We start from the raw sequence: 22,452 nt of genomic DNA on the forward strand, positions 1-22,452 counted from the left end.
AGTAGTTTTACAAAAGCAAAATCATTGGTATGCCATACAAGGAGCGCGACATTACTAAATTATATTACAGCATGGGTGAGGTGACCCGTATGTTTGATGTAAACGCATCCCAGATTCGTTTTTATGAACGTGAATTTGAGATCCTCCAGCCCAAAAAGAACAAAAAAGGAAACCGCCTGTTCAGTGCCGATGATGTTGAGAACCTGAAGATAATTTTCAATCTGGTGAAAGAAAAAGGCTATACCCTGCAGGGTGCCAAAGATTATTTACGCAGCAATAAGGCTGAGGTAAAGGAGAACCAAAAGGTGATCGACTCTCTTGAGCGTCTGAAACAATTTCTGCTTGAGGTAAAAGAGCAGCTTTAGTTATGCCGGGGCAAAAAAAATCTGCAGTAAAGAGCTTGAGAATACTGTTTGTCATTAATCCCAAGTCCGGACATGGAGGGGAGAAAAATCTTAAAAATCTTATCTCTGATAGATCCAAATCTGAGGGATTTGATTATCAGCTCATTGTAATGAGCGGTGATGATACAGAACGTATTTCAGAAAAATTAAAACAATATAAACCTGACATTGTTGCTGCTGCTGGTGGTGATGGAACCATAAATTTAATGGCAGGAATACTTGCGAATACAGGGATTCCCCTCGCCATTATTCCACAGGGTTCTGCTAATGGTATGGCAAAGGAACTGCATATCCCCGCCAAAACCGAGAATGCCTTGGAAATCCTCATCAACGGAAAAACACAGGAGATTGATCTGATTAGAATTAATGAAAAGATCTGTATCCACCTGGCAGATGTAGGATTGAATGCAAGGGTAGTAAAGCGTTTTGAAAATGATGCGAAAAGAGGCCTCCTGACCTATGCCAAGCACCTTTTCGGAGAAATGTTTCTGCTTAAAAAATATGTTTTCAATATAACCTACGATGGTAATACAATCCGCAGAAAAGGTGTATCCATTACCTTCGCTAATGCTTCACAATATGGTACCGGAGCAGTAATCAACCCCAAAGGAATACTGGATGATGGCAAATTTGAACTCGTGATCATCAAGCCTTTTCCACGAATCAAGCTTTTATCGATCACCTGGAAAATGTTCATGAATAAATTACATACTTCTGATTATGTAGAGATCATCAGCTGTGATAAAGCTCATGTAATGAGCAGTAGAAAAACAACACTTCAGGTAGATGGAGAGGTTCTGGGCAAAGTAAAGGAAATATCTATCGAAAGTATGCATAAAGCACTTACTGTTATAGTACCTTAATCTATCTTATATTCATAGACCATTTTCCCTTTTTCAGCATTCGCATCAATTACCCAGGCTGAAATATAAACTGAACCTTCATTTTCAAACCTTAGTTTAAAAAATCCCTTTGCCTTCATTCCAAATTTCAGATTTTTTCCTGTCTGTAAAACGTATTTAAGCTTTGAGCCGGCACCACTAACAATAAAATGATTCTGGTCTTTGGAAATATGCTGCAGATTATGCTCATGTCCGGAGGCATAAATAATACCCGGATAACTTTTAAATATCTCGATGAGACGTTTTCGCAAATGCCTGTAACGGGGATGAGCTATATCCTCCTTTGCTCCAAAATATTTTCTGTAAATGGGTAACAATGAACCAAGAATAGGAAGGGGAAAATATGCTTTACGATGGTAAATAGTAAATGGAAATAAGTGATGTCTTAACTTATAGCGGCCACCATGAATGGCATAACTATAAACCGGTGCATGTCCGGCAATGATTATTCTCTTATCCTTGTTACTTTCAAGTATAGTTATCAGATGCTTAAAAAATTCCTCCTCTGATTCTACTCTACAGCCACACTCTTGCCCAATGGGTCTGAAACCAGGTTGCAGCCACCATTGTGTGTTAATCATTACAAGGGTAACATTCGGATTAACATTGATCTCTGTTGGTCCCGGGCACCCATTTGTAGGGTACATTACGTTTTTGTCAAAAAGCTTTTCGAGGTATTTTTCCTGTCTTAAAATATATTCATAACCACCTTCCCTGCCCTTGTTCCAATCGTGATTGCCTGAAATAAAGAGCACCTTACCATGATAATCCTTCAATGCTTCTTTGTGGGCGATTAATGCATTTTCAGCATCCTTCCTCAGAATAGCACCTTCCGGAGGCAGACCTTTAGGATAAATATTATCGCCTAAAAAGATAACAGCAGAATGCTGACATTTATCAAAGTGGGAACGCATGGTTTCCAATACAGGATCTGGCCCATGCCTGACTACATTTCCTGTATCACCAATCAAAAAAATCTCGTAAGTCTTCTTTTCCCTTCCTCCGGATTGCATAATTGATGATTTAATTTCGGATGTTACCAATTCAGCTTTTCCTTATTTAAAAAAGCCGAAATTCCTTTCTTGCAGTCAGAGGATGAACGGGTTTCTACGTTCATTTTTACAGCTAAATTCAAACTATCTTCCAATGAAAGATCCTGAACAGAATTAATAAGCGCTTTTCCAAGAGCTACAGAATTTGCTGAAACTGATTGAATAAGCTTGTGCGCGTAGGATTCTACAGCTCCGGCTATTTCTTCCTTCGGACAAATGAAATTGATCAAGCCATAATCAGAAGCAGTTTGAGCATCTATCAGCTCTCCGCTAAGGAGTAACTCTTTTGCTCTTCCTTCACCCAGTCTTCTGAGCAGAAAGCAGGTTACGAGGGCCGGAATAAAACCAATCCTGACTTCAGTATAACCAAATTTAGCTTCGGGCACTGAGAATATCAGATCACACACTGAAATCAATCCGCAGCCTCCGGCTATAGCATGCCCCTCAACCTGTGCGATTACTAATTTGGGAGAGCGGTAGATTAGTGAAAAGAGGTCTTTCAATAAATTGGTATCTTTTAAATTATCTTCCTCTGTATTGTTTTGCAAATGCTTCAGATAATCCAAATCAGCGCCAGCACTGAATACCTCTCCATTGGCCTTAAGTACGATTACCTTAACATCTTCATTATGAATAGCAGCTTTAAAGGCATTCGTTAGCGCAAATACCATATTAGGATTTAAAGCATTTCGCTTCTCAGGTCGGTTTATTGTAATACTAGCTATCCTTTCTGACGTATTATATTCCAGCAATTCCATTTTTGATTTCCAGTATTAATAATCGATCCTGATTAATCAAAATTAACCCAAATTACTATAGTTTGATAATATAAGCAGGCGATTTCTTTAAAACATAAGCAGAAACGTTCAGTTTCGCTGCTTCTGAGAGCCAGGACTTAATCTTATACTCTGAATTGGTCGGGTCTATCAAAACTTTCTTAAACTTAACAATAGCATTGATATCTGCTAACTTTTGAACCGGATTATGGCTCAAAACAAGGATATCAACCTTTAATCTTTCACCCGATTCCGGCAAACTGATTTTTCTGTCCCAACGAAGCACGCGGAACTTACCAAATTGCATAAAATTTGAATCTGACCAGTATGAATCGCCCCTTAATGTACTTTCAATATTGAGCAAAGTGATGTCAGAACCTCCCCGACTTTCCAACACCGGTTTAATGGAATAAGAAAAATTTCTGTCTGCGGAGTCAAAATCTGCAAGAACAATACATTTACTCCCCTTGGAATAAGCAATGGCAGAATTTTTTCGAAGACTGAAAAATATCAGATCTTCCCTTCTAAAATTTAGAATCCGATCCAGGGAAATGCTCATAAATAGAATCATGCTAAAAGTTATTGCTACCCATACAATGATTTTTTGCCTTGATTTTGACCAAAAAACCATCATTAGAATCAACGTGCAAAGTAGAAAAAGCTGAAATCCACTAAGCCAGATACCCGAAAGACTTGCAAAGGGAAGATTCTCTATCCTGAATAAAATATCATTTGTCAGATTGATTAATCCGCTCAAAAATTTCCCAAGGGGAATCAACAGGAAACTAAATGGAATGGCCAGAAGCAAAATTCCAGCATACATAATGATTGTTACAGGTAAAACAATAAGCAGATTACTGAGCAGAAAATAAAGCGGGAATTGATGGAAATAATATAAACTCAGCGGGAAAGTGGCTAACTGAGCAGCAAGAGAAAGGGCACAATAACTCCAGGCATAATCGATAAACTTATTCCTAAAATACAAGCTGTGGTAAAATTTTGGATGGAAATAAACAAGTCCGCAAACAGCAAGGTAGGAAAGCTGAAATCCGACATCCAAAAGATAATACGGATAATATAAAAGAAGGAAAAATGCAGAGATTGCGATCAAATTATAGGAGTTCTGATTTTTATTCAGCGCTTTCCCGATAAGCACAAAGCTGATCATTACTGCAGCCCGGCAAACCGGTGATGAAAAACCGCTAATCAGAGAATAAAACCAGATTGCTATAACAATTAACAGGATCCGCACTAAAATCAGAACTTTGTTCTTATCCATTGTCCTGAGCAAAAAAGATAATACCAGAAAAACGATACCCACATGCATGCCTGAAACAGAAAGGACATGCATTGTTCCAGTCTTTGAATAAGTCTCTATGACATCCTTATTCAGGTCTGCCCGGTACCCTAAAATTAGAGTTGAAGCCAACGCTGCCGCATCCTGATCAGGCAGATAAGTATTGTATTTATTGATCAGCTTCCTTCTTAATGACAAAGCAAATGATATAACAGGATTACCTGCAAAGCCTTTCAACACCCGAAATTGATTCCTTTTAACATAAGATTGAAAGTAAATCTGTCGGTTTTCCATAAATAACTTATAATCAAATTCTCCCGGATTGTACGGAGGTTCCAGAGCGTGGTAAACGGCAGGAATTAAAATAATTTCTCCATAATCAGGCACAAACTTTCCGATTGAATCTGCTTCCATTGAGATTAATATTTTTCCGCTGCTATGTTTAAGGCTTTGCTTATTAAATACGCCTATCACTTCCCCCTCAAAACGGAAATTACCAAAGGCTACTTTAGGTTCATTCTGAACCCGGACTAGTAATAGGTCTGCTTTTAAGAGGTTGAATCTAAGTGGGTCAAACCGCTCTGACTTATATACTGTAAGGCTAAAACAGAGAATATAAAGGAAAGCATGAATAATCAAACCGAAAATCCAGGCCCGTCTGAAAAGGGAGAAACGTTTATATCCCAATAGTAAGGACAGGAAAATACATAGGATAAAAAGACAGAACTCAACTCCCCATTCAATCAGGAAAGAATGTGCAAGAAATCTTCCGGAAATTATCCCCAGTATCATCGGAATTAGTAAACGAACAAATGGCACCTCTCCCTTGTAGAACATAATCAGAACTGAAAACGCAACTGTAATCTTATATCTGAACGTTTATTGCCATTAATCAGGTCCCCTCCAGTTCCAATCGTTTCCTGATTGGCATAACTTATCAAAGCATAGCGTAACCACAGGTCGGTTCCGCGTGATATGGAATATCTGCCATTGACATAAAACCTGACCCCTTTCCCCTGATAAGCCGGTACAGAATATGAATACAAAACATCATTTTCGTAAGAATAGATCCTTGTATTGAACCCTGAAGTCTCAAAAATTGCAAAGCGAATATTACCTGAAATTTTCGAACCCATAGGGTCGTAAATGATATCCTGGAAACTCAAAAAACCAAATTCAGGATTCAGATTACCCTTGCGATAACGAACAATTTCCGCACGGTTTCTGATAGAAAAATCATTGCTGATCTTATAGGTCATTTCGACCCTTAAATTCTGCTTATCTACAATGTCCAATCCTGGTCCGGAATCTTCAGTGTTCTCCTCCCTGATCTGTTGCCTGAATCTGCCAATAAGCTTAAACAGCTTTCCGGGTGTATAAGTGATTTGCCCAAAGAGTTCATAACCAGAAGAGGGACCATCAACCCGGAATTTCAACCATGGGAAGCTGAAAAAATCTGAATAGGTATAAAGTTCCCATTGCCGGTTAAACTTAATTGCAAGGCCTGAATAAAATCCACGTTCGTTAACAGCATTCGATGCTTCTGCCAGACCCTGATTAAAAAAAGAATGATAATTTTTTTCGTAGTTCCGATAGAGCAGTACCAAAGAGACAGGCGGAGCTAAGCTGCTTATGAGTCCATTTAAAATCGCAAAACCGGAATTCAGACTATGAGCTGCCTCTCCAAAAATATAGGAATTCTTAAATGTGTAACTATAATTCAGGCTTACATTGTGTAGGCTGGCACCCTTGAAATTATATTGCTGATAAAGCGACTTCCCTTCTGCAAACGGAATACTGAATTGGGTACGATAAGCAGTTATTCCTGCACTCAAATCCCCTGTAATATATTGAGCATTAGCACCATAAACGCGTTGCGAAAGAGCATTCTTATTAAGAATTTCGGTTTTGGTACGGTGCAAACCACTTACTTGCATGGAACTGACCTCCAGACTGGATTCTGCCATGCCGGCATCAATTCTCCTTCCTGAATAAAATGGAGTAAATGAAATTGCTTTTAACCTAAATGTTCCTGCAATCCCGCGCATAAATAAGGATTCATTTACTGAACTATAAGGTCTTAATCCAACATCCTGCTTCGCAATTGTACTTAGGTTTGCTCCTTTACCAAATCCTGCTCCGGCCCACATGCTCAATCCCTGACCAAACTGCAATGCATAATCACCGGCTATTACTTTTCTGATAATCCCATTTCCTCTATATGAAATATTTGCTGAATAAAAATCAAAACCTTTGCCTCCCTTGCTGAATGATAAAGGCTCTCCGGCATCTTTCTCCATATTAAGCGATGCAAACAATGCATTTGAATAGTTATACCGGTATCTGGTAAACATCCGCATTGCTGAACCTAAATAAGTTCCATCAGCAACCAAATTGGATGATGAAAAACCGGATTGTTTCTCTAAAACTTGTCCGAACCTAAACATGAGGTCATGTTCAGCTTTCATTATGAGCTTGTTAAAAGAAATAAATTTCAACTCTCCGGGTGGCAATACCACAATAAAATTCAAAAGCCAGCGAAGGGTCTGAGGGTCAAAGCCGGGTACACTTTGTAACTCCAGAACATCTATAAACAGACCATTTTCTTCCCTATGACTGAGTATGGACTTGACCTGAACTGGTGAAATAAAGAATAACTCCTGTAATTGATCTTTACTGGCAAGATTAATATTGAGAGGCGATCTCCTGTAATGATTCAAACGTTCCGCAATTTCTGAATAATCATGATCTTCAGAAAGTTCAGGAGCCATTGATTCCAGTATCTGTTCAATCAGAACATCATTCTGAACCTGCGAATAAGTAGTTATGCCGCGGGTTAAGCACAGCAAAAGCAACAGATAAATCGTTCTGTAGTCAGAATTCATAATTGAATGATAAATTTGGAGAATACCCAAGTCTGGGGTGTGATGATACAGCTGCATCCAGAGAAAACCTCCTGTATTTTAATCCAAAGCCCCCAGTCTGCTTAAATGGATTAGCACTTAATCCGCCACGTAAATAAAAGCGCTTAATAATTTGATACTCAATACCCATCTTGATATTCATCCCGAAATCAAGCATCTTATTTAAATCGCTTATAAACAATAACTTATCGCTTACCAGGTATGCAAGACCCACAGAAATTCCGGAAAGGATATGAGAGCCTGAAAGTTCATTAATCCTGCTCCTTCCAGGGTTATAGATATAACTTCCCAAACGGATCCTATCGTTCAGGCTATATTGCATACCCGCATCCACACTAATTGCATTTCCGGTACCATAAACAGGTATGCTGACCTGATGATATTTAAGTCCAAGTGAAATCGAAAGGTCAGCAGAAAAACTTCTGGAAAGGGCAATCCCTGTAGTTTGTTCCAGGTATTCAGTGATGCCATAGCGTTGAAAACTAAGCCCCAAAACATGTTTCTTAACAGGTAATCCCAAAACTGCACTTTGAGTACTTAGCTCAGGGTCCAAATAATGCTGTTCATATCCCAATGCAAATATTGCGCGTTCAATACTTGCAGCACCAGCACTATTTTGCTGTAATGACCATACATCCTGTAATGCCGTACCAGCTGAGCCCATTGCTTTAGATCGGGATCCCAGGTTGTTTTGAGCATGTAATGAATGTTGGAATAAAATACAGATCAGGCAGATGTATTTCATTTACATCAAATTAACAATAGAGGAAAGAAGCGGCAAATTGGATTATTAAACGGTCGATAGTAACAAAATCCGGAATTATTAGTCTCTTTGTCAAATCAATTATTAAGCATGAAAAGAATCATTTTAAATCTCGCTTTGTTACTCATTGGAACAAGCGTTTTCGCACAAAGCAATAAAATAGCTGAGGGCACTATTATTTACACAGTAGAATGGAAATTACCTGAGCAAATGCAAGCTATGGCCAGTAACTTCCCTACTGAAATTAAGGTATTCTTCAAAGGAGATTCATCCAGTTTAAAAACTGAATCTGCAATGTACAGTAGTACCAACATCATCAATTTTAGCAAGGAATATGAGCGCCTCCTGTTGAATATACCTATGATGGGGAAAAAGTTTTCGGTCATCTTTAGTCCGGCAGACCAGGAAAGAATGGCAGCCAATATGCCCGAATTAAGCGTAAAACCAGGTACTGAAACAAAAAAGATTGCAGGTTATACTGCTCAAAAACATGAAGTTAATGAGAAGAAAAGCAATCAAAACTCTGAAGCATGGTTTACAAAGGATGTTGAGATCACTCCCAATTCATTAAGCCGCTTTTATGGTAAGGAATACGGATTCCCCGTTGAATTCACTTCCTACATGAATGGCCTGAGCGTAAAAGCAGTAGTGAAAGAAATTGCAGCAGGTCCGGTGCCTGCGGGCTCTTTCAGTGCGACCAAAGATTACGAAGAGATTACTTTAGACCAGCTAATGCAAATGCAGGGAGGAAGATAAAACCCTTGTTTAGGTTAAATTAACGAAAAGTTTAAAGCTTTTTAACATTCGGCGTTTTTCATAACTTGCGCTGATGTTAAAAAGCTTTATTGTTTTTGGACGGTATTTTCTGTTCTGGATCATTTTCTTCTTCCTTGAGAGACTTATTTTTCTAATTTATTATTCAGAAAGAATTTCATATTTGGGGATTAGTGAAATCATAAGCACGTTCTGGCGTGCTTTGAGGCTTGATTTCTCTATGGCTGCCTATATTTCGGCAATCCCTGCCATTGTTTATATCACCTTACTTTTTCTGCCCTCTGTCAAATTCTCCAAAATAATAGCCAAAACCTATGTTGTGTTTTTTGTTATTGTATTTTCAACAATTGGAATCAGTAATCTAAATCTATACAGGGAATGGGGTTCCAAAATAAATTTCAGAGCTCTGGAAATGGCGATTAGTGCTCCAAAAGAAGCAATTGCATCAACGTCTTCTTCTCCGGTCATTCCTATGTTCAGCATCTTATTTGCTTACATGATTTTTTCTGTTTTTCTTAGTAATAAAGTCATTTGGTATCAAATTGCCGACCGTACTAAGTCTTTGGGGATCAGGCTGATTATAAGTTTTTTTCTTGCAAGCACATTATTCCTCGCAATCAGGGGGGGATGGCAGCTTTCACCAATTAACCAGAGTATGTCTTATTTTTCATCCGAACCTGTTTTAAATCATGCTGCAGTAAATACAGAATGGAATCTCATTCAGGACATTCTGAACAATAAATTTGGGAATGAGAATCCATATAATTACTATAATGAGAAAGACGCTAAGAAGATTGTTGCAGGCCTTTTCAGAAAACCCGCCGAACCAACACCTCAGGTATTAGATTCTGATCGTCCGAATATTGTATTCATCATACTTGAAAGTTTTACCGCAAGGTTGGTTGAAGATCTTGGTGGCGAAAAAGGTGTTAGTCCAAATTTTAAAAAGCTGGTTTCAGAAGGCATATTGTTTGAGAATATCTACGCTGCATCAGGGAGAACCGATAAGGGAGTGGTAGCAACATTAAGCGCATTCCCCTCTCAGGCTATCCGAAGCATCATGAAACAGAATGACAAACAAGAAAGGCTGCCGGCAATCTCTCAGGACCTGATCCAAAATGGTTATTCGAGCTCTTTTTATTATGGAGGAGAGAGTGAATTCTTTAATATGAAATCTTACATATTGAGTCATGGGTATCAAAAAATGGTGGATCAGCATTCATTTGACATAAAAGACATGAATTCAAAATGGGGCACTTACGATGATAAAGTTTTCTCAAAAAACATTGCTGACCTCGATTATGCTAAACAACCCTTTTTCTCAACAATTCTTACTTTAACCAACCACGAACCATTTGAACTACCTTCAGAACCTCATTTTAAGGGCGATGACGTGGATTCCAAATTCAGAAGCACGACATTTTATACTGATTCCTGTTTAGGCGCTTATCTTAATCAGGCAAAACAAAAAAGCTGGTATAAAAACACACTATTTGTTGCCATTGCCGACCATGGGCACCGTATTCCGGGTAATCTGATGGAATATAATCCGGAACGTTACCGCATTCCTCTTCTTTTTTTTGGGGAAGTGATTAAGCCGGAATTCAAAGGAACCAGGATCAATAAAATCGGAAACCAAACAGATCTTGCGGCAACTTTGCTTAATCAATTAAAAATTGACCCAAAACGCTTTGTTTGGAGCAAGGATCTGCTGAATCCGGGCACAGCTGAGTTCGCCTTTTTCAACTGGGATAATGGATTTGGATTTGCAAACAATGAGCAGATTATTTCATTTGATAATATTGGTAAGAGCATTATTCTGAGAAAAAGCCCATCAAACTCAAATGTGGATTCAATTCTGACGAGTAATGGGAAAGCATATATGCAGGAGGTCTACAGACAATATCTTGAATATTAGCAATTCAAAATCTCTCCAATGCCTCTTCAATTTTTAAATAAACATAGCTCAGTTGTTCTGTATTAATACAGTAAGGTGGCAACACATATACGATATTACCAAGTGGACGAAGAATAATACCCTGGTCCAGAAAAAAGTTATACAGATTATCCCTTAAATTGTTAAAATAAGAAGTTTCACCTGTACTCTCCCATTCCAATGCAAGAATAGTTCCAGTCTGCCGGATGTTTTTTAGCCTTGGATGATCCTTAATTTTATTCTGGAATTCATGATGGCTTTGAGTTATTCTAGCAATATTTTTTATTGTTTCCTTATCGAGCAACAAATCAAGGCTAGCTAATGCTGCTGAACAAGCAACCGGATTAGCGGTAAAAGAATGCCCGTGAAATAATGTCTTCAATTTATCATCTGAGAGAAAGGCATTGTATATATCTAAAGTACAAGTAGTTAATCCTAATGCCATGGTTCCACCAGTCAAACCTTTTGAAAAACACATCAGATCTGGTTGCTCAGAAAGATGATCAGAGGCAAACAACCTTCCAGTTCTGCCAAAACCAGTCATAACTTCATCGGCAATCGTTAAAATTCTATTTTTCTTGCAATGCGAAATTAGTTCATCCAGATATTTGGCATCATACATCTGCATTCCTCCTGCACCTTGTACAAGAGGTTCAAAAATAAAAGCTGAAAGATCAGCTGCAAGCGATGAAATATGATTTTTGAGATCTTCGATATTTCCGGCATCAGGTAGGTCAATAAATTCAACCTCAAATAATAATTTTTCGAAAGGCTGCGTGAACGCACTTCTTGCGCTAACTGCCATTGCACCGAATGTATCCCCATGATAAGAATTATTAAAGGCCAAAAATTTAATTCTTGAATCTCCTTTATTACTCCAATATTGAAGGCACATTTTCAGAGCAACTTCAACTGCAGTTGATCCATTATCTGAATAAAAGAACTTGGATTGACCTGAAGGAAGAATTTTAATCAGCCTTTCAGCGAGTTCAACTGCCCCGGGATGAGTAAATCCGGCAAAGATCACATGTTCGAGTTGCCTGAGTTGCTCTGCAACCTTTTCTGCGATGTACGGGTGTGAATGTCCATGAATATTAACCCACCAGGAAGAAATTGCATCAATGTATCTTTTTCCATCTTCTGCTATAAGATAAACACCCTCACCTCTTACAATCGGAATGGGACTTGCTGCATTTTGCATTTGGGTATAAGGATGCCAGATCAGCTCCCTGTCGCGTTCAGCTAAAGATTTTTCGGCCATTTTTTTTTTAATAAATCCACAACCCGCTGGTCAGTCTGAAAAGTAACATCATGAACAGCAATTTCATTCAGATCCTTCCATCTAAAAGCTTGTAAAATATTCCCTGCATCATCAAAATCATAAGGTAAATTTTTAAAATTAAGCTTTAAATCAGATTTAGGACTAACCAGGTAATAGACGCTTATAACCTGACTATCATTAAATGCCGATTGAATAAAAAAATCTGTGGTATAAAAATGTTCGATTACATCCACATCCACATTACACTCTTCAATAAATTCTCTCCTTAAAGCTTCTATAAGTCCTTCTCCATACTCCAGACCTCCGCCCGGAAACTTGCAGAACCTGAATCCATATTCTTCTTCATCACTTAACAATATCTGATTCTGATCATTGATCAGCAAACCATAAACACGAACATTAAAATTATACATCTTTGGTAAAATGTTTTTGATTTCTGGTTACATTTTCGGTTGTCCAAAGTATATCAACACGCTTTTCCTCTGTTCTCACTTCACATGCAGGCATCCTGCAATAATGGCAACATTCAGGCATACAGGGATCAGCATGTATGAAAAATTCCATATTGGAATTAGCTTTATGATTAACCAATTTATCTACTTCCGAAACTTCCTCATGAACCTTACTCAGGTTAAAATAATAAGGCAGAGTAATGTGACAGTCGATATGCAGATCAGGCCCATAGCGTTGGGTACGAAGATTATGCATATCGATCCATGATTCTTTACGGTGTTCATTAAGTATCGCGATGATCTCATCTGCAATATCAAAATCTGACTCATCCATTAAACCTGAAACAGATTTACGAACGAGCTTATATCCACTGTAAATAATGTAAAATCCAATCAGTATGGAAAGAATACTATCGAGATAAGTCAGGCCGGTAATATAAATCAAAATCAATCCTGCAACGATCCCAACACTAGTGTAAGCATCAGTTTGCAAATGTTTTCCGTCAGCATACAATGTCAATGAATTGAGTTTCTTGCTTTGAGCAATCAGGTAATAACCTAAGCCATAATTAATCATTCCTGCAGCGGCTATAATTAATGTTCCATCCATAAGATCGCTAATCTCATGAGGATAAAAAAGATTATAACCCGATTTGAAACTTATCAGGATTCCGGCAATTACAATTAAGCTGCCTTCAATAAATACAGAAAAGAACTCGACTTTTCCGTGCCCGTAAGGATGATTGGAATCACGGGGCTGAGAAGCCACATAAATGCTGTAAAATGCAAAAAGACCAGCCAGAATATTGACAATACTTTCGGCGGCATCAGTTAGAATTGAATTGGATGAAGTAATAAAATAAGCTGTAAACTTTGCAAGCATCAGTAAAACACCGATGACAAGGGATATTAAAATAACTTTTTTTTGAGTTTGCAAACCAGAGCCTATTTATGAGCAAATTTATATAATACAACAGAGCAATTGTTATTATTATCGAAATATAAGCTTCATTTATCTTTAATTTTTGCATTGGCTGGGCATGTTCATATATTTGCGTTAATTATGAGCACATTATCAAACCGAATCAACAACTTATCCGAGTCTGCCACGATTAAAATGGCGAAAATGGGCCGGGAATTAGCAGCAAAGGGAGTAGACGTAATCAGTCTGAGTTTAGGTGAAACTGACTTTTACACTCCGGACTTTGTTAAAGAAGCAGCCAAAGAGGCTATTGACAAGAACTTTTCTTACTACACTCCGGTTGCAGGCTATCCTGAACTGCGTAAGGAAATTGCAGCAAAACTTAAGCGTGAAAACAACCTGGACTATGATTTTGACCAGATAGTAGTATCAACAGGTGCCAAACAATCACTTGCTAATGCGATTCTTTGTGTAGTAAATCCAGGAGATGAAGTAATCATCCCTACACCTTACTGGGTATCGTATTCTGAGCTTGTAAAGCTGGCGGAAGGTGAATCTGTATTCATCAATACCTCGCTGGAGAGTGATTTCAAGATTACTCCTGGGGAACTTGAAGCAGTAATCACTCCAAAAACAAAATTATTCATGTTTTCTTCACCAAACAACCCTACAGGCAGCGTTTACACACGTGAGGAGCTTGCCGGTTTAGTGAAGGTTTTCGAAAAATATCCTAATATTTATATCATATCCGATGAGATCTATGAGCATATCAATTTCCTGAATGCGCATGAATCTATTGCACAATTCCCTTCAGTAAAAGACCGTGTAATCATAATCAACGGACTGTCAAAAGCATACGCAATGACGGGATGGAGAATCGGTTATTCAGTGAGCAACAAAGAGATTGCTGCTGCATGCGATAAACTTCAAAGCCAGATCACTTCCGGAACTTGTTCAATCACTCAAAAGGCAGGAATTGCAGCGTATTCTGGCGGACTTGATACGATCAATGAAATGAGAACTGTGTTCAAAGAACGTCGTGATCTTGTTTATGGTTTATTGAAAGATATCCCGGGTCTGAAGGTTAACCTGCCAGGAGGTGCATTTTACTTCTTCCCTGAAGTTAGCTCCTTCTTTGGAAAAACTACACCTGATGGCGAACTGATTAAAAATGCTGAAGATCTTTCACTTTACCTGTTAAATACAGGACACGTTGCTACAGTAAGTGGTGATTCTTTCGGAGATCCAAACTCAATCAGGCTTTCTTATGCAGCAGCTAACGACAAGCTTATTGAAGCAATGAAACGCATAAAAGCTGCTTTAGGCGCTTTAAAATAGTATTTTGCCCTTAACACCGGGCCAATCACCCGGTTTTACATTCCATACCCCCAATGACAGATATCTTCGAAAAATTCAACTCATTGAATATTATGATCATTGGAGACGTGATGATGGATAGCTATATCTGGGGCAAGGTTGAACGTGTCTCGCCTGAGGCACCTGTTCCGGTTGTAAAGGTAAGTAATAAAGAAAATCGATTGGGTGGAGCAGCTAACGTTGCTCTGAATGTTCAGTCACTTGGCGGCAAGCCATTCATTTGTGCAATTATTGGGGATGATAAAGATGGCGAAGAATTTTTGTCGCTCCTCAGGAATCAAAATCTTTCAGAGCAGGGGATATTGAAGATCAAGAATCGCCCTACTACAGTTAAAACCAGAATCATTGCACACAATCAGCAAATAGTTCGGGTAGATGTAGAAACTGACGAGAATATCTCTGAAGCAGAGACAGAAGTGATGATTGGAATGATCAAAAAAATTCTGGCAGAACAAAAAATTGATGCCATCATCTTCGAAGACTATGATAAGGGCCTGATTACTGAAAAATTAATCTCTGAAACAGCTGAACTTGCAGAACACCGGGGAATAATTACTGTTGTGGATCCTAAAAAACGAAATTTCCATTCTTATAAAGGTGTCCATCTGTTCAAACCCAATTTAAAAGAGTTAGAAGATGGCTTAAAGATGGTGATTGATTCCTCAAAACCCAACCAGGTTGAAAATGCAATCAGCAAATTAAAATCACAGCTTGGAGCGAGGGCAGTAATGCTCACCCTCTCAGAGAAAGGTGTTTTTATTAACTCAGATCTGGGGCAACGTCATGTTGCGGCACATAAACGTGATATTGCCGATGTATCCGGCGCAGGAGATACTGTAATTGCAACGGCAGCACTATGTCTTGCGGCCGGCCTGGATGAATTTAAAGCCTCTGAAATAGCCAACCTGGCGGGAGGACTCGTTTGCGAACATGTAGGCGTAGTTCCTATTGATAAAGCAAGATTACTTGAAGAAAGCAGGAAACTGTAATTTATGTTGTCAGTTAGCTGTTGTCAGTTATCGGGAACAACAAAATATCCTTAAACTAACTTTATGTCTGAAATCAGACGTCTGACCTCAGACATCAGACCTCAGACCTCAGACATCAGACCTCAGACATCAGACAACTGGTAACCGTTAACTCAAAAATCCTACTTACTCCTTATCGCTTCCACCGGATCAAGCCTTGAGGCATTGAATGCTGGTATAAACCCAGAGATTAATCCAATAGCTGTTGAAAGAACAATGGTTAAAATAACCTTACCAATATCTACTACAATAGTAAGATCAAAAAATGTTTTGGATACGAATGCCAGTATGAAGACAATAATCAGTCCGATAAAGCCCCCTATCAGACATAGAAGCACAGATTCTATCAGGAACTGAAGCATAATAAAATAATTCTTAGCTCCCAGTGACTTCTGAATTCCGATGATATTTGTACGCTCTTTTACAGAAACAAACATAATATTGGCAATTCCAAATCCTCCCACCAGAATTGAAAATCCTCCGATGAATGCTCCTGCGAAATCTATAATTCCGAAAAGCTGATCAAGCTGTGCGGTTAATATTGTGGTTTTATTAAGTGAAAAATCATCATCATCTGCCGGAGAAAGCCGGTGTATGGAACGCATTGTCCCTTTCAATTCACTTTCGAGCTCATTAACAGAAATATTTTCCCTGCCCTTGACTGTAATTTGTGGCCCGTAGCGTTCATCTTCAACTTTTATTACCCCTTTTGCGAAATTCAAAGGAATGAGAACGGTTTTATCGGCAGAAATACCCAGCATATCTTCACCCTCTTCCGTAAAAACCCCTATAATAGTCACTTTCCTTCCAAATACCGTTATAACCTTCCCTATTGGATCCTGATTGGGAAACAAGCCATCAGCTATCGAATAACCAATAATGGCGATAGGTCTTCCACTTTTTGATTCAGCATCCGTAAAATATCTTCCTGATTCAAAATCAAATTTCCAAACCTTATAATAATCATGAGATGCAGCAGAAATCTGTGCACCCTCAATACTATTGTTTTTATACTTAATGGTACGATTTCCAACACTGACCTCATATGAGATTCCTTCTGCATTCATTAAACGTTCAGTCAGCTTATCATAATCACGCAGGCTGGGCTGTGGACGACTGATGTACTTCCACCATGGAAAATCGGGGCCACCAACCCATGGCCATTTCTGAATATAGATCGTATTACTTCCCAATTTTTCGACGCTGCTCTGAATATTATTGCGAAGGGTATCAACCGCCGAAAAAACGCCAATAATAGTCATGATACCAATCGTTATTCCTAACAATGATAAGATTGTCCTGAGCTTATTCTGACGAAGTGCCTCATATGCAAACAGGAAGCTCTCCTTTAAAAGTTTGAGAAATATCATATACCAGTTTAGACCAAATTTAACTAAAAACGTTACAGCTCTGCTATGATTTAATCAGATAATAAAATATCAGGAGAAAATCTCCAAACTAGGCATTAAATTTGTAGTTTTATTTTGCTAAATTTGCGCCCTTAAATCCATTAAACATCATTATGAAATTATCTCAGTTCAAATTTGATTTACCTGATTCTTTAATCGCCCATAACCCTGTAGAAAATCGTGATGAAGCGCGTCTAATGGTCTTAGACAAGAAAACCGGAGCAATTGAACATAAAATATTCAAAGATATTTTAGGACATTTTGACGAGAAGGATGTGATGATCATAAACAATACTAAGGTATTTCCTGCTCGTTTATATGGAAATAAAGAAAAAACCGGTGCTACCATCGAAGTTTTTCTTCTTCGTGAATTAAATCGCGAATTACGCCTTTGGGATGTTTTGGTTGACCCTGCCCGTAAAATCAGAGTTGGAAATAAATTATATTTTGGGGATGATGATCTTCTCGTGGCTGAAGTCGTAGATAACACTACATCCCGCGGAAGAACAATCAGATTTTTATTCGATGGTACTGATGAAGAGTTTCGTAGAAATATTGAAATCCTGGGTGAAACACCCCTGCCAAAATATATCAAACGTAAGGCGACTGCAGAAGATAAAGAACGCTACCAGACTATTTTTGCAAAAAATGAAGGTGCTGTTGCAGCTCCAACTGCCGGTTTACATTTCAGTCGCGAACTGATGAAACGTCTTGAGCTTAAAGGAGTAGATTTTGCAGAAGTCACACTTCATGTCGGCTTAGGAACATTCAGATCTGTTGAAGTTGAAGATCTAACCAAGCATAAAATGGATTCTGAGCAATTCATCATCGCCCAAAAAGATGCTGATCTTGTTAACAAAGCGATATTCGAAAAACGTAAAGTATGTGCTGTTGGTACCACTTCAATGCGTGCCATAGAATCTGCAGTTTCGGCAGGAAGAGAATTGAAAGCTGCAAACGACTGGACCAGTAAGTTCATTTTCCCACCATATGATTTCAGTATTGCTAATTGCATGATTACTAACTTTCACACCCCTGAATCAACTTTATTGATGATGGTGGCTGCATTTGGAGGTTATGAGAACGTAATGAGGGCCTATGAAGTTGCTGTAAAAGAGAAATACCGCTTCTACAGCTATGGCGATGCGATGCTTATCATCTAAGGTTTTTCAAAAAAGCCTCTTGGTATAAAATTAGTTAAACACTGGTTTTTGGTTCTGAGGGGGTTTTCATATATTGAGCTGTGAAATACTTTGCAATCATTGTTGGTGGAGGTTCTGGTTCGAGAATGCTTTCGGAAATACCAAAACAGTTCATGCTGCTCAGAGGCCGTCCTGTTTTAATGCACACAATAGAAGCCTTCTATAAGTCTGACTACAATCCTGAAATTATTGTTGTGCTTAATGTCGATTTCCATCAATATTGGAAAAACCTCTGCGTAATGCATAATTTTTCCATTCCGCACCTACTAGTAAAGGGTGGGACACAACGCTTCGATTCTGTCAAAAACGGAATAAAATCAATAAAATCAAAAGCAATAATTGCCATTCATGATGCAGTAAGGCCACTCTTAAGCTGCCAGCTCATTGATCGTTCATTTCAGGAAGCTGAGTTATCAGGAAATGCTGTTGCCGCAATAAAAAGCAGAGACTCTGTTAGGCAGCAAATAGGAAAACATACGATTCCTCTCAACAGGGAAGAAATATATCTCATACAAACTCCACAAACCTTTAGTTCTGACATTCTTAAAAAAGCCTATAAACAGGAATTTGAAAATGAATTTACCGATGATGCCTCCGTTGCAGAACGTTCAGGAATAAAAATCAACCTGATTGAAGGGGAACACAGAAATTTCAAGATCACTTTCCCTGAAGATATCAGGTTAGCCGAGATCTATTTGAATCCAGGATTTTAAGTTGCGCCCATTCTTATCAGAACAGGCACAAGCTTAAAGACAGATTATATAGAGCCTCCTCTGATTACCCTAAGCAATATCGCAACAATTGCGATTACTAAAAGCACGTGTATAAGATTACCTCCTATTGGAGAGACAAAAGCGCCGAAAATCCAAAGGATGATCAAAATAACGGCAATCAGATAAAGTAAATTTCCCATAGTTTTAAGTTTTAGTGAATGATTCTAGATCAGTAACACTAAAACTGTACCATTATTCGAACATGAATTTATTAGGGGAAATAATACTGAAATGAAGCACAAAAAAAGAGCCCTGTAATTCAGGGCTCTTTTTTTAATATTCATCTTCATTAAAGAAGAAATCATCTTTAGTGGGATAATCCGGCCAAATCTCTTCAATATTTTCATAGGGTTCACCATCGTCTTCCAGAGCCTGAAGATTTTCTATAACCTCTACTGGAGCACCTGAACGAATCGCGTAATCAATAAGTTCGTCTTTCGTTGCCGGCCATGGTGCGTCTTCCAAATGAGACGCTAATTCTAATGTCCAATACATATTTCTTAGAATTTGATTTATACTAATTTTTGCAAAAATATAATAATTTAAATAAGAATATCAATTATTTTCTAACATGTTATTTATACACGTGGAAACCATTGATTTTCAGGTACATTGATGTCGAAACACAATTTCCTGGCAAGTACAAAAAGGTAATCACTTAGTCTGTTCAGATATATCACTACTTTATCGTCAACAAAACTTTCAGACTTCAGATGTACAATTATCCGCTCCGCCCTTCTGCATACGCATCTCGAAATATGGCAAAATGAAACTGCCTGACTTCCTCCTGGTAAAATAAAATGCTTAAGTTCTGGAAGTACGGCATTCATCGCATCGATCTCTTTCTCAAGCAAGCTAATATCTGATAAATGCAGATCAGGGATCTTCATCTTTGATTTCTCAGGATCAGAAGCAAGAGATGCACCTATTGTAAACAATCTGTCCTGAATTTCCTTCAATATGTCCTTATGAGCAGAATTAATATCATGATCCCTGATCATACCAATGTATGAGTTAAGTTCATCAACAGTGCCATAGCTCTCAATCCTCAGATCATATTTTGGAACACGGGTGCCACCAATCAATGAAGTTAGTCCCTCATCCCCTGTTTTCGTATAAATTTTCATTTGAATTCAATTATAATTGACGGGGCTAAGTTAAAGCACTATATAGTTACAAGAAAGCTATATTAAGAATTATTCTTGCAAGAACTTCCGAGGTATTAAACCGATTGAACACAATTCGGGATGTCTTAAAACTTATAACCTATAACTTACAAACCTACTGTATATTCTCAAAATCAGATCCTTTGTTCTGCATATCAGCCAGACGCGGAGACACCGATTTAACATTCGGGTTTAAATAATCATTCTCAATCAATCCATCGCGCATACGAACGATTCTGTGAGCATGCTGCGCAATATCCTCTTCGTGAGTTACCAGTATAATTGTATTTCCTTTGGAATGAATCTCTTCCAATAAGCCCATTATTTCGACAGATGTTTTAGTATCAAGATTACCTGTTGGCTCATCTGCCAGAATGATGGAAGGATTATTTACAAGTGCACGGGCAACTGCTACCCTCTGACGCTGCCCACCAGAAAGCTCATTTGGTTTATGATGAACCCTGTTACCCAAACCCACACTTTCCAAAGTCTTTTGAGCGCGATCTTCCCGCTGTGCACGACCTACTCCTGCGTAAACCAATGGCAGGGCGACATTTTCCAAGGAAGATGAACGGGGCAATAAATTAAAGGTTTGGAATACAAAACCAATCTCCTTATTTCTTATCTCGGCAAGTTCACTGTCACTCATCTCACTTACCTGATTGCCGTTTAATATATAGGTACCCTTGGTTGGAGTATCAAGACAACCCAGAATATTCATTAAAGTTGATTTACCAGACCCTGAAGGGCCCATCAGGGCAACAAATTCACCCTTTTCAATGGTTAGACTTACTGATTTCAGGGCATGAATAGTTTCCGCACCGATTACATATTTCCTGCCGATATCTAATAGTGTAATAAGAGGATCTTTGGCCATGTTTTTCTTCTTAGACTACCGGTATAAACCATTTGTTACAGCTTTGTTCAAATTAGGATTTATTAATCACTTTTGCTACCCTAAAGAATTTTCCATCCTGCTTTGGGGCATTTTTCAATGCTTGCTCCCTGCTGATCTCGTGTTTTACCAAATCTTCGCGGAGAACATTCACCTCATCACTCATATAAACCAGGGGATCAACCCCTTCGGTATCAACCTCGTTGAGTTTGTCCATGAATGTCAGAATTTTATTCATATCATCTAACAAACCCTGCTTTTCATCATCATGCACTTCAAGCCTTGCAAGATGAGCTACCTTATCAATCATTTCCAGGTCTACTTTCATTTCTTCTATTAAATTTTAATAAGATTGATAAAATCCATTTCATAAAGGTTTTACATTATCATGAATCATCAGAGAATCATTTATTATGTTATACACCCTGTCCTTCAAATCTTCGGCATCTGCCGCATTCATTTCCTTAGTCCCGATCGGAGCATGAACACAAATATCGCAAATACCCGGGGCACTTCCATGCTGTTTACCATCATCCCACATCAAATTCCAGCTATTTCGTATGGTAACGGGCAAAATCGATACTCCATTTTCAATAGCCAGTTTAAAAGGACCATTTTTGAAAGGCTGTAACACTGGAGGATAAGATTCACTGATCATTCCCTCCGGAAAAATCACCAGATGTTTCCCTTCCTTTAAGTTTTCGCCGGCCTTTTTAAATGCTCTGAATGCCGACATTTTACTGTCCCTGTTCAATGGAATATCAATAGTCCGGAAGTAAATCCCTGTAATAAAGTTCTTCAGCAGCTCTTCCTTACCCATAAACACATAATTCCGTTTGGCAAGAAGAATAATGGCTGTTATATCAAGATTTGAGGTATGATTAGCACAGATAATGTAATTTTTTGACCAGTCAATTTTTTCTTCAAATGTATACCGGAAGATAAAACCCGAAAATACTGAGCTGAGATAACTAAAATACCATCTCAATCTGTTCATTGCATGAAACTTCACCGGCTTGCGCGAAAAGAAGAATATTGCCGGATAAAGAGTAGAAAAGATCAGTGCAAGTGAAATCTGAAAATAATAAAGATGAATACTTTTAAATAGCCTTTTCATT

General features: G+C 38.4%; 23 protein-coding genes. 8 read left to right on the forward strand and 15 right to left on the reverse strand.

The annotated features are described in order from the left end of the window. The first annotated feature begins 29 nt into the window (after window positions 1-29). Together Q8M41_RS11395 and Q8M41_RS11400 are read left to right on the forward strand one after the other, a co-directional pair. On the forward strand, window positions 30-365 hold the full coding sequence (locus Q8M41_RS11395) for a MerR family transcriptional regulator (RefSeq protein WP_305365403.1): 336 nt from the start codon (window positions 30-32) through the stop codon (window positions 363-365). A 35-nt stretch (window positions 366-400) separates the two neighbouring features. Next, window positions 401-1,267 (forward strand): diacylglycerol kinase family protein, encoded by an 867-nt coding sequence (locus Q8M41_RS11400; RefSeq protein WP_305365404.1) that lies wholly within the window; start codon window positions 401-403, stop codon window positions 1,265-1,267. Here the strand turns inward: Q8M41_RS11400 and Q8M41_RS11405 are convergent. The 5 genes from Q8M41_RS11405 to Q8M41_RS11425 are packed head-to-tail and all read right to left on the reverse strand — an operon-like array spanning window position 1,264 to window position 8,100. Then, window positions 1,264-2,319 carry a metallophosphoesterase gene (locus tag Q8M41_RS11405; protein ID WP_305365405.1) on the reverse strand — a complete coding sequence of 352 codons (1,056 nt, stop codon included), beginning with the start codon at window positions 2,317-2,319 and terminating at the stop codon, window positions 1,264-1,266. The two genes, Q8M41_RS11400 and Q8M41_RS11405, sit on opposite strands and share 4 nt — an antisense overlap. Before the next feature lie 23 nt (window positions 2,320-2,342). Then, window positions 2,343-3,116, reverse strand: coding sequence for an enoyl-CoA hydratase/isomerase family protein (locus tag Q8M41_RS11410; RefSeq protein ID WP_305365406.1), 774 nt, complete (start codon window positions 3,114-3,116; stop codon window positions 2,343-2,345). A 55-nt stretch (window positions 3,117-3,171) separates the two neighbouring features. Beyond that, entirely contained in the window at window positions 3,172-5,268 is a 2,097-nt protein-coding gene (locus Q8M41_RS11415) for a ComEC/Rec2 family competence protein (RefSeq protein ID WP_305365407.1), read from the reverse strand. Between the two features lie 2 nt (window positions 5,269-5,270). Then, entirely contained in the window at window positions 5,271-7,316 is a 2,046-nt protein-coding gene (locus tag Q8M41_RS11420) for a helix-hairpin-helix domain-containing protein (protein ID WP_305365408.1), read from the reverse strand. Further along, window positions 7,306-8,100, reverse strand: a complete 795-nt coding sequence (locus tag Q8M41_RS11425; protein ID WP_305365409.1) for a hypothetical protein — start codon at window positions 8,098-8,100, stop codon at window positions 7,306-7,308. Before Q8M41_RS11425 ends, Q8M41_RS11420 begins: the two co-directional genes overlap by 11 nt. 108 nt (window positions 8,101-8,208) lie before the next feature. Between Q8M41_RS11425 and Q8M41_RS11430 the strand changes: the two genes are divergently transcribed. Beyond that, the gene (locus Q8M41_RS11430; protein ID WP_305365410.1) at window positions 8,209-8,874 is read left to right on the forward strand and encodes a hypothetical protein; all 666 of its coding nucleotides are present in this window, start codon (window positions 8,209-8,211) and stop codon (window positions 8,872-8,874) included. Window positions 8,875-8,947: 73 nt separating this feature from the next. Next, window positions 8,948-10,810 (forward strand): LTA synthase family protein, encoded by a 1,863-nt coding sequence (locus Q8M41_RS11435; protein ID WP_305365411.1) that lies wholly within the window; start codon window positions 8,948-8,950, stop codon window positions 10,808-10,810. A 4-nt stretch (window positions 10,811-10,814) separates the two neighbouring features. On the opposite strand, the gene bioA is transcribed toward Q8M41_RS11435, so the two are convergent. Genes bioA through Q8M41_RS11450 form a run of 3 tightly spaced genes read right to left on the reverse strand, consistent with a single transcriptional unit; the run spans window position 10,815 to window position 13,499 of the window. Further along, a complete protein-coding gene (gene bioA / locus Q8M41_RS11440) occupies window positions 10,815-12,089 on the reverse strand; it encodes an adenosylmethionine--8-amino-7-oxononanoate transaminase (RefSeq protein ID WP_305365412.1) in 1,275 nt (424 codons plus the stop codon). After that, window positions 12,071-12,523, reverse strand: coding sequence for an NUDIX domain-containing protein (locus tag Q8M41_RS11445; RefSeq protein WP_305365413.1), 453 nt, complete (start codon window positions 12,521-12,523; stop codon window positions 12,071-12,073). The genes bioA and Q8M41_RS11445 overlap by 19 nt, the downstream gene beginning before the upstream one ends. Beyond that, complete coding sequence (locus tag Q8M41_RS11450; protein ID WP_305365414.1) at window positions 12,516-13,499, reverse strand: cation diffusion facilitator family transporter; 984 nt, start codon at window positions 13,497-13,499, stop codon at window positions 12,516-12,518. Before Q8M41_RS11450 ends, Q8M41_RS11445 begins: the two co-directional genes overlap by 8 nt. 126 nt (window positions 13,500-13,625) lie before the next feature. On the opposite strand from Q8M41_RS11450, the gene Q8M41_RS11455 reads away from it, so the two are divergent. After that, a complete protein-coding gene (locus tag Q8M41_RS11455; protein ID WP_305365415.1) occupies window positions 13,626-14,822 on the forward strand; it encodes a pyridoxal phosphate-dependent aminotransferase in 1,197 nt (398 codons plus the stop codon). Between the two features lie 53 nt (window positions 14,823-14,875). Beyond that, window positions 14,876-15,850, forward strand: a complete 975-nt coding sequence (locus Q8M41_RS11460) for a bifunctional heptose 7-phosphate kinase/heptose 1-phosphate adenyltransferase (protein WP_305365416.1) — start codon at window positions 14,876-14,878, stop codon at window positions 15,848-15,850. Between the two features lie 161 nt (window positions 15,851-16,011). On the opposite strand, the gene Q8M41_RS11465 is transcribed toward Q8M41_RS11460, so the two are convergent. Then, a complete protein-coding gene (locus tag Q8M41_RS11465) occupies window positions 16,012-17,259 on the reverse strand; it encodes an ABC transporter permease (protein WP_305365417.1) in 1,248 nt (415 codons plus the stop codon). A 152-nt stretch (window positions 17,260-17,411) separates the two neighbouring features. Here Q8M41_RS11465 and queA point away from each other — a divergent pair, with 152 nt between their 5' ends. Next, complete coding sequence (gene queA / locus Q8M41_RS11470) at window positions 17,412-18,461, forward strand: tRNA preQ1(34) S-adenosylmethionine ribosyltransferase-isomerase QueA (RefSeq protein ID WP_305365418.1); 1,050 nt, start codon at window positions 17,412-17,414, stop codon at window positions 18,459-18,461. 80 nt (window positions 18,462-18,541) lie between these two features. Continuing rightward, entirely contained in the window at window positions 18,542-19,213 is a 672-nt protein-coding gene (locus Q8M41_RS11475) for a 2-C-methyl-D-erythritol 4-phosphate cytidylyltransferase (RefSeq protein WP_305365419.1), read from the forward strand. A 44-nt stretch (window positions 19,214-19,257) separates the two neighbouring features. Here the strand turns inward: Q8M41_RS11475 and Q8M41_RS11480 are convergent, their stop codons facing one another. The 6 genes from Q8M41_RS11480 to Q8M41_RS11505 form a co-directional block, all read right to left on the reverse strand. Then, on the reverse strand, window positions 19,258-19,413 hold the full coding sequence (locus Q8M41_RS11480) for a lmo0937 family membrane protein (RefSeq protein WP_305365420.1): 156 nt from the start codon (window positions 19,411-19,413) through the stop codon (window positions 19,258-19,260). A 133-nt stretch (window positions 19,414-19,546) separates the two neighbouring features. Further along, on the reverse strand, window positions 19,547-19,768 hold the full coding sequence (locus tag Q8M41_RS11485) for a DUF2795 domain-containing protein (protein ID WP_002996718.1): 222 nt from the start codon (window positions 19,766-19,768) through the stop codon (window positions 19,547-19,549). An 83-nt stretch (window positions 19,769-19,851) separates the two neighbouring features. Then, a complete protein-coding gene (locus tag Q8M41_RS11490) occupies window positions 19,852-20,400 on the reverse strand; it encodes a cob(I)yrinic acid a,c-diamide adenosyltransferase (protein ID WP_305365421.1) in 549 nt (182 codons plus the stop codon). Window positions 20,401-20,554: 154 nt separating this feature from the next. Beyond that, window positions 20,555-21,316 (reverse strand): ABC transporter ATP-binding protein, encoded by a 762-nt coding sequence (locus Q8M41_RS11495; RefSeq protein ID WP_305365422.1) that lies wholly within the window; start codon window positions 21,314-21,316, stop codon window positions 20,555-20,557. A gap of 52 nt (window positions 21,317-21,368) precedes the next feature. Further along, window positions 21,369-21,662: an Asp-tRNA(Asn)/Glu-tRNA(Gln) amidotransferase subunit GatC gene (gatC, locus tag Q8M41_RS11500; RefSeq protein ID WP_305365423.1), complete on the reverse strand. Its 294-nt coding sequence runs from the start codon at window positions 21,660-21,662 to the stop codon at window positions 21,369-21,371. A gap of 39 nt (window positions 21,663-21,701) precedes the next feature. Continuing rightward, the gene (locus tag Q8M41_RS11505; RefSeq protein WP_305365424.1) at window positions 21,702-22,451 is read right to left on the reverse strand and encodes a 1-acyl-sn-glycerol-3-phosphate acyltransferase; all 750 of its coding nucleotides are present in this window, start codon (window positions 22,449-22,451) and stop codon (window positions 21,702-21,704) included. Between the last annotated feature and the right edge of the window lies 1 nt (window position 22,452).

Source organism: Daejeonella sp., from assembly GCF_030684675.1.
Lineage (GTDB): Bacteria > Bacteroidota > Bacteroidia > Sphingobacteriales > Sphingobacteriaceae > Daejeonella.

Excerpts from the sequence above, each read along its gene's own strand:
- Q8M41_RS11415 (WP_305365407.1), bottom strand. The coding sequence starts at position 5,268 with ATGTTCTACAAGGGAGAGGTGCCATTTGTTCGTTTACTAATTCCGATG.
- Q8M41_RS11505 (WP_305365424.1), bottom strand. The coding sequence starts at position 22,451 with ATGAAAAGGCTATTTAAAAGTATTCATCTTTATTATTTTCAGATTTCA.
- Q8M41_RS11420 (WP_305365408.1), bottom strand. The coding sequence starts at position 7,316 with ATGAATTCTGACTACAGAACGATTTATCTGTTGCTTTTGCTGTGCTTA.
- queA (WP_305365418.1), top strand. The coding sequence starts at position 17,412 with ATGAAATTATCTCAGTTCAAATTTGATTTACCTGATTCTTTAATCGCC.
- Q8M41_RS11465 (WP_305365417.1), bottom strand. The coding sequence starts at position 17,259 with ATGATATTTCTCAAACTTTTAAAGGAGAGCTTCCTGTTTGCATATGAG.
- Q8M41_RS11395 (WP_305365403.1), top strand. The coding sequence starts at position 30 with ATGCCATACAAGGAGCGCGACATTACTAAATTATATTACAGCATGGGT.
- Q8M41_RS11460 (WP_305365416.1), top strand. The coding sequence starts at position 14,876 with ATGACAGATATCTTCGAAAAATTCAACTCATTGAATATTATGATCATT.
- Q8M41_RS11435 (WP_305365411.1), top strand. The coding sequence starts at position 8,948 with ATGTTAAAAAGCTTTATTGTTTTTGGACGGTATTTTCTGTTCTGGATC.
- Q8M41_RS11445 (WP_305365413.1), bottom strand. The coding sequence starts at position 12,523 with ATGTATAATTTTAATGTTCGTGTTTATGGTTTGCTGATCAATGATCAG.
- Q8M41_RS11480 (WP_305365420.1), bottom strand. The coding sequence starts at position 19,413 with ATGGGAAATTTACTTTATCTGATTGCCGTTATTTTGATCATCCTTTGG.
- Q8M41_RS11405 (WP_305365405.1), bottom strand. The coding sequence starts at position 2,319 with ATGCAATCCGGAGGAAGGGAAAAGAAGACTTACGAGATTTTTTTGATT.
- Q8M41_RS11410 (WP_305365406.1), bottom strand. The coding sequence starts at position 3,116 with ATGGAATTGCTGGAATATAATACGTCAGAAAGGATAGCTAGTATTACA.
- Q8M41_RS11425 (WP_305365409.1), bottom strand. The coding sequence starts at position 8,100 with ATGAAATACATCTGCCTGATCTGTATTTTATTCCAACATTCATTACAT.
- bioA (WP_305365412.1), bottom strand. The coding sequence starts at position 12,089 with ATGGCCGAAAAATCTTTAGCTGAACGCGACAGGGAGCTGATCTGGCAT.
- Q8M41_RS11490 (WP_305365421.1), bottom strand. The coding sequence starts at position 20,400 with ATGAAAATTTATACGAAAACAGGGGATGAGGGACTAACTTCATTGATT.
- Q8M41_RS11485 (WP_002996718.1), bottom strand. The coding sequence starts at position 19,768 with ATGTATTGGACATTAGAATTAGCGTCTCATTTGGAAGACGCACCATGG.
- Q8M41_RS11455 (WP_305365415.1), top strand. The coding sequence starts at position 13,626 with ATGAGCACATTATCAAACCGAATCAACAACTTATCCGAGTCTGCCACG.
- gatC (WP_305365423.1), bottom strand. The coding sequence starts at position 21,662 with ATGAAAGTAGACCTGGAAATGATTGATAAGGTAGCTCATCTTGCAAGG.
- Q8M41_RS11495 (WP_305365422.1), bottom strand. The coding sequence starts at position 21,316 with ATGGCCAAAGATCCTCTTATTACACTATTAGATATCGGCAGGAAATAT.
- Q8M41_RS11430 (WP_305365410.1), top strand. The coding sequence starts at position 8,209 with ATGAAAAGAATCATTTTAAATCTCGCTTTGTTACTCATTGGAACAAGC.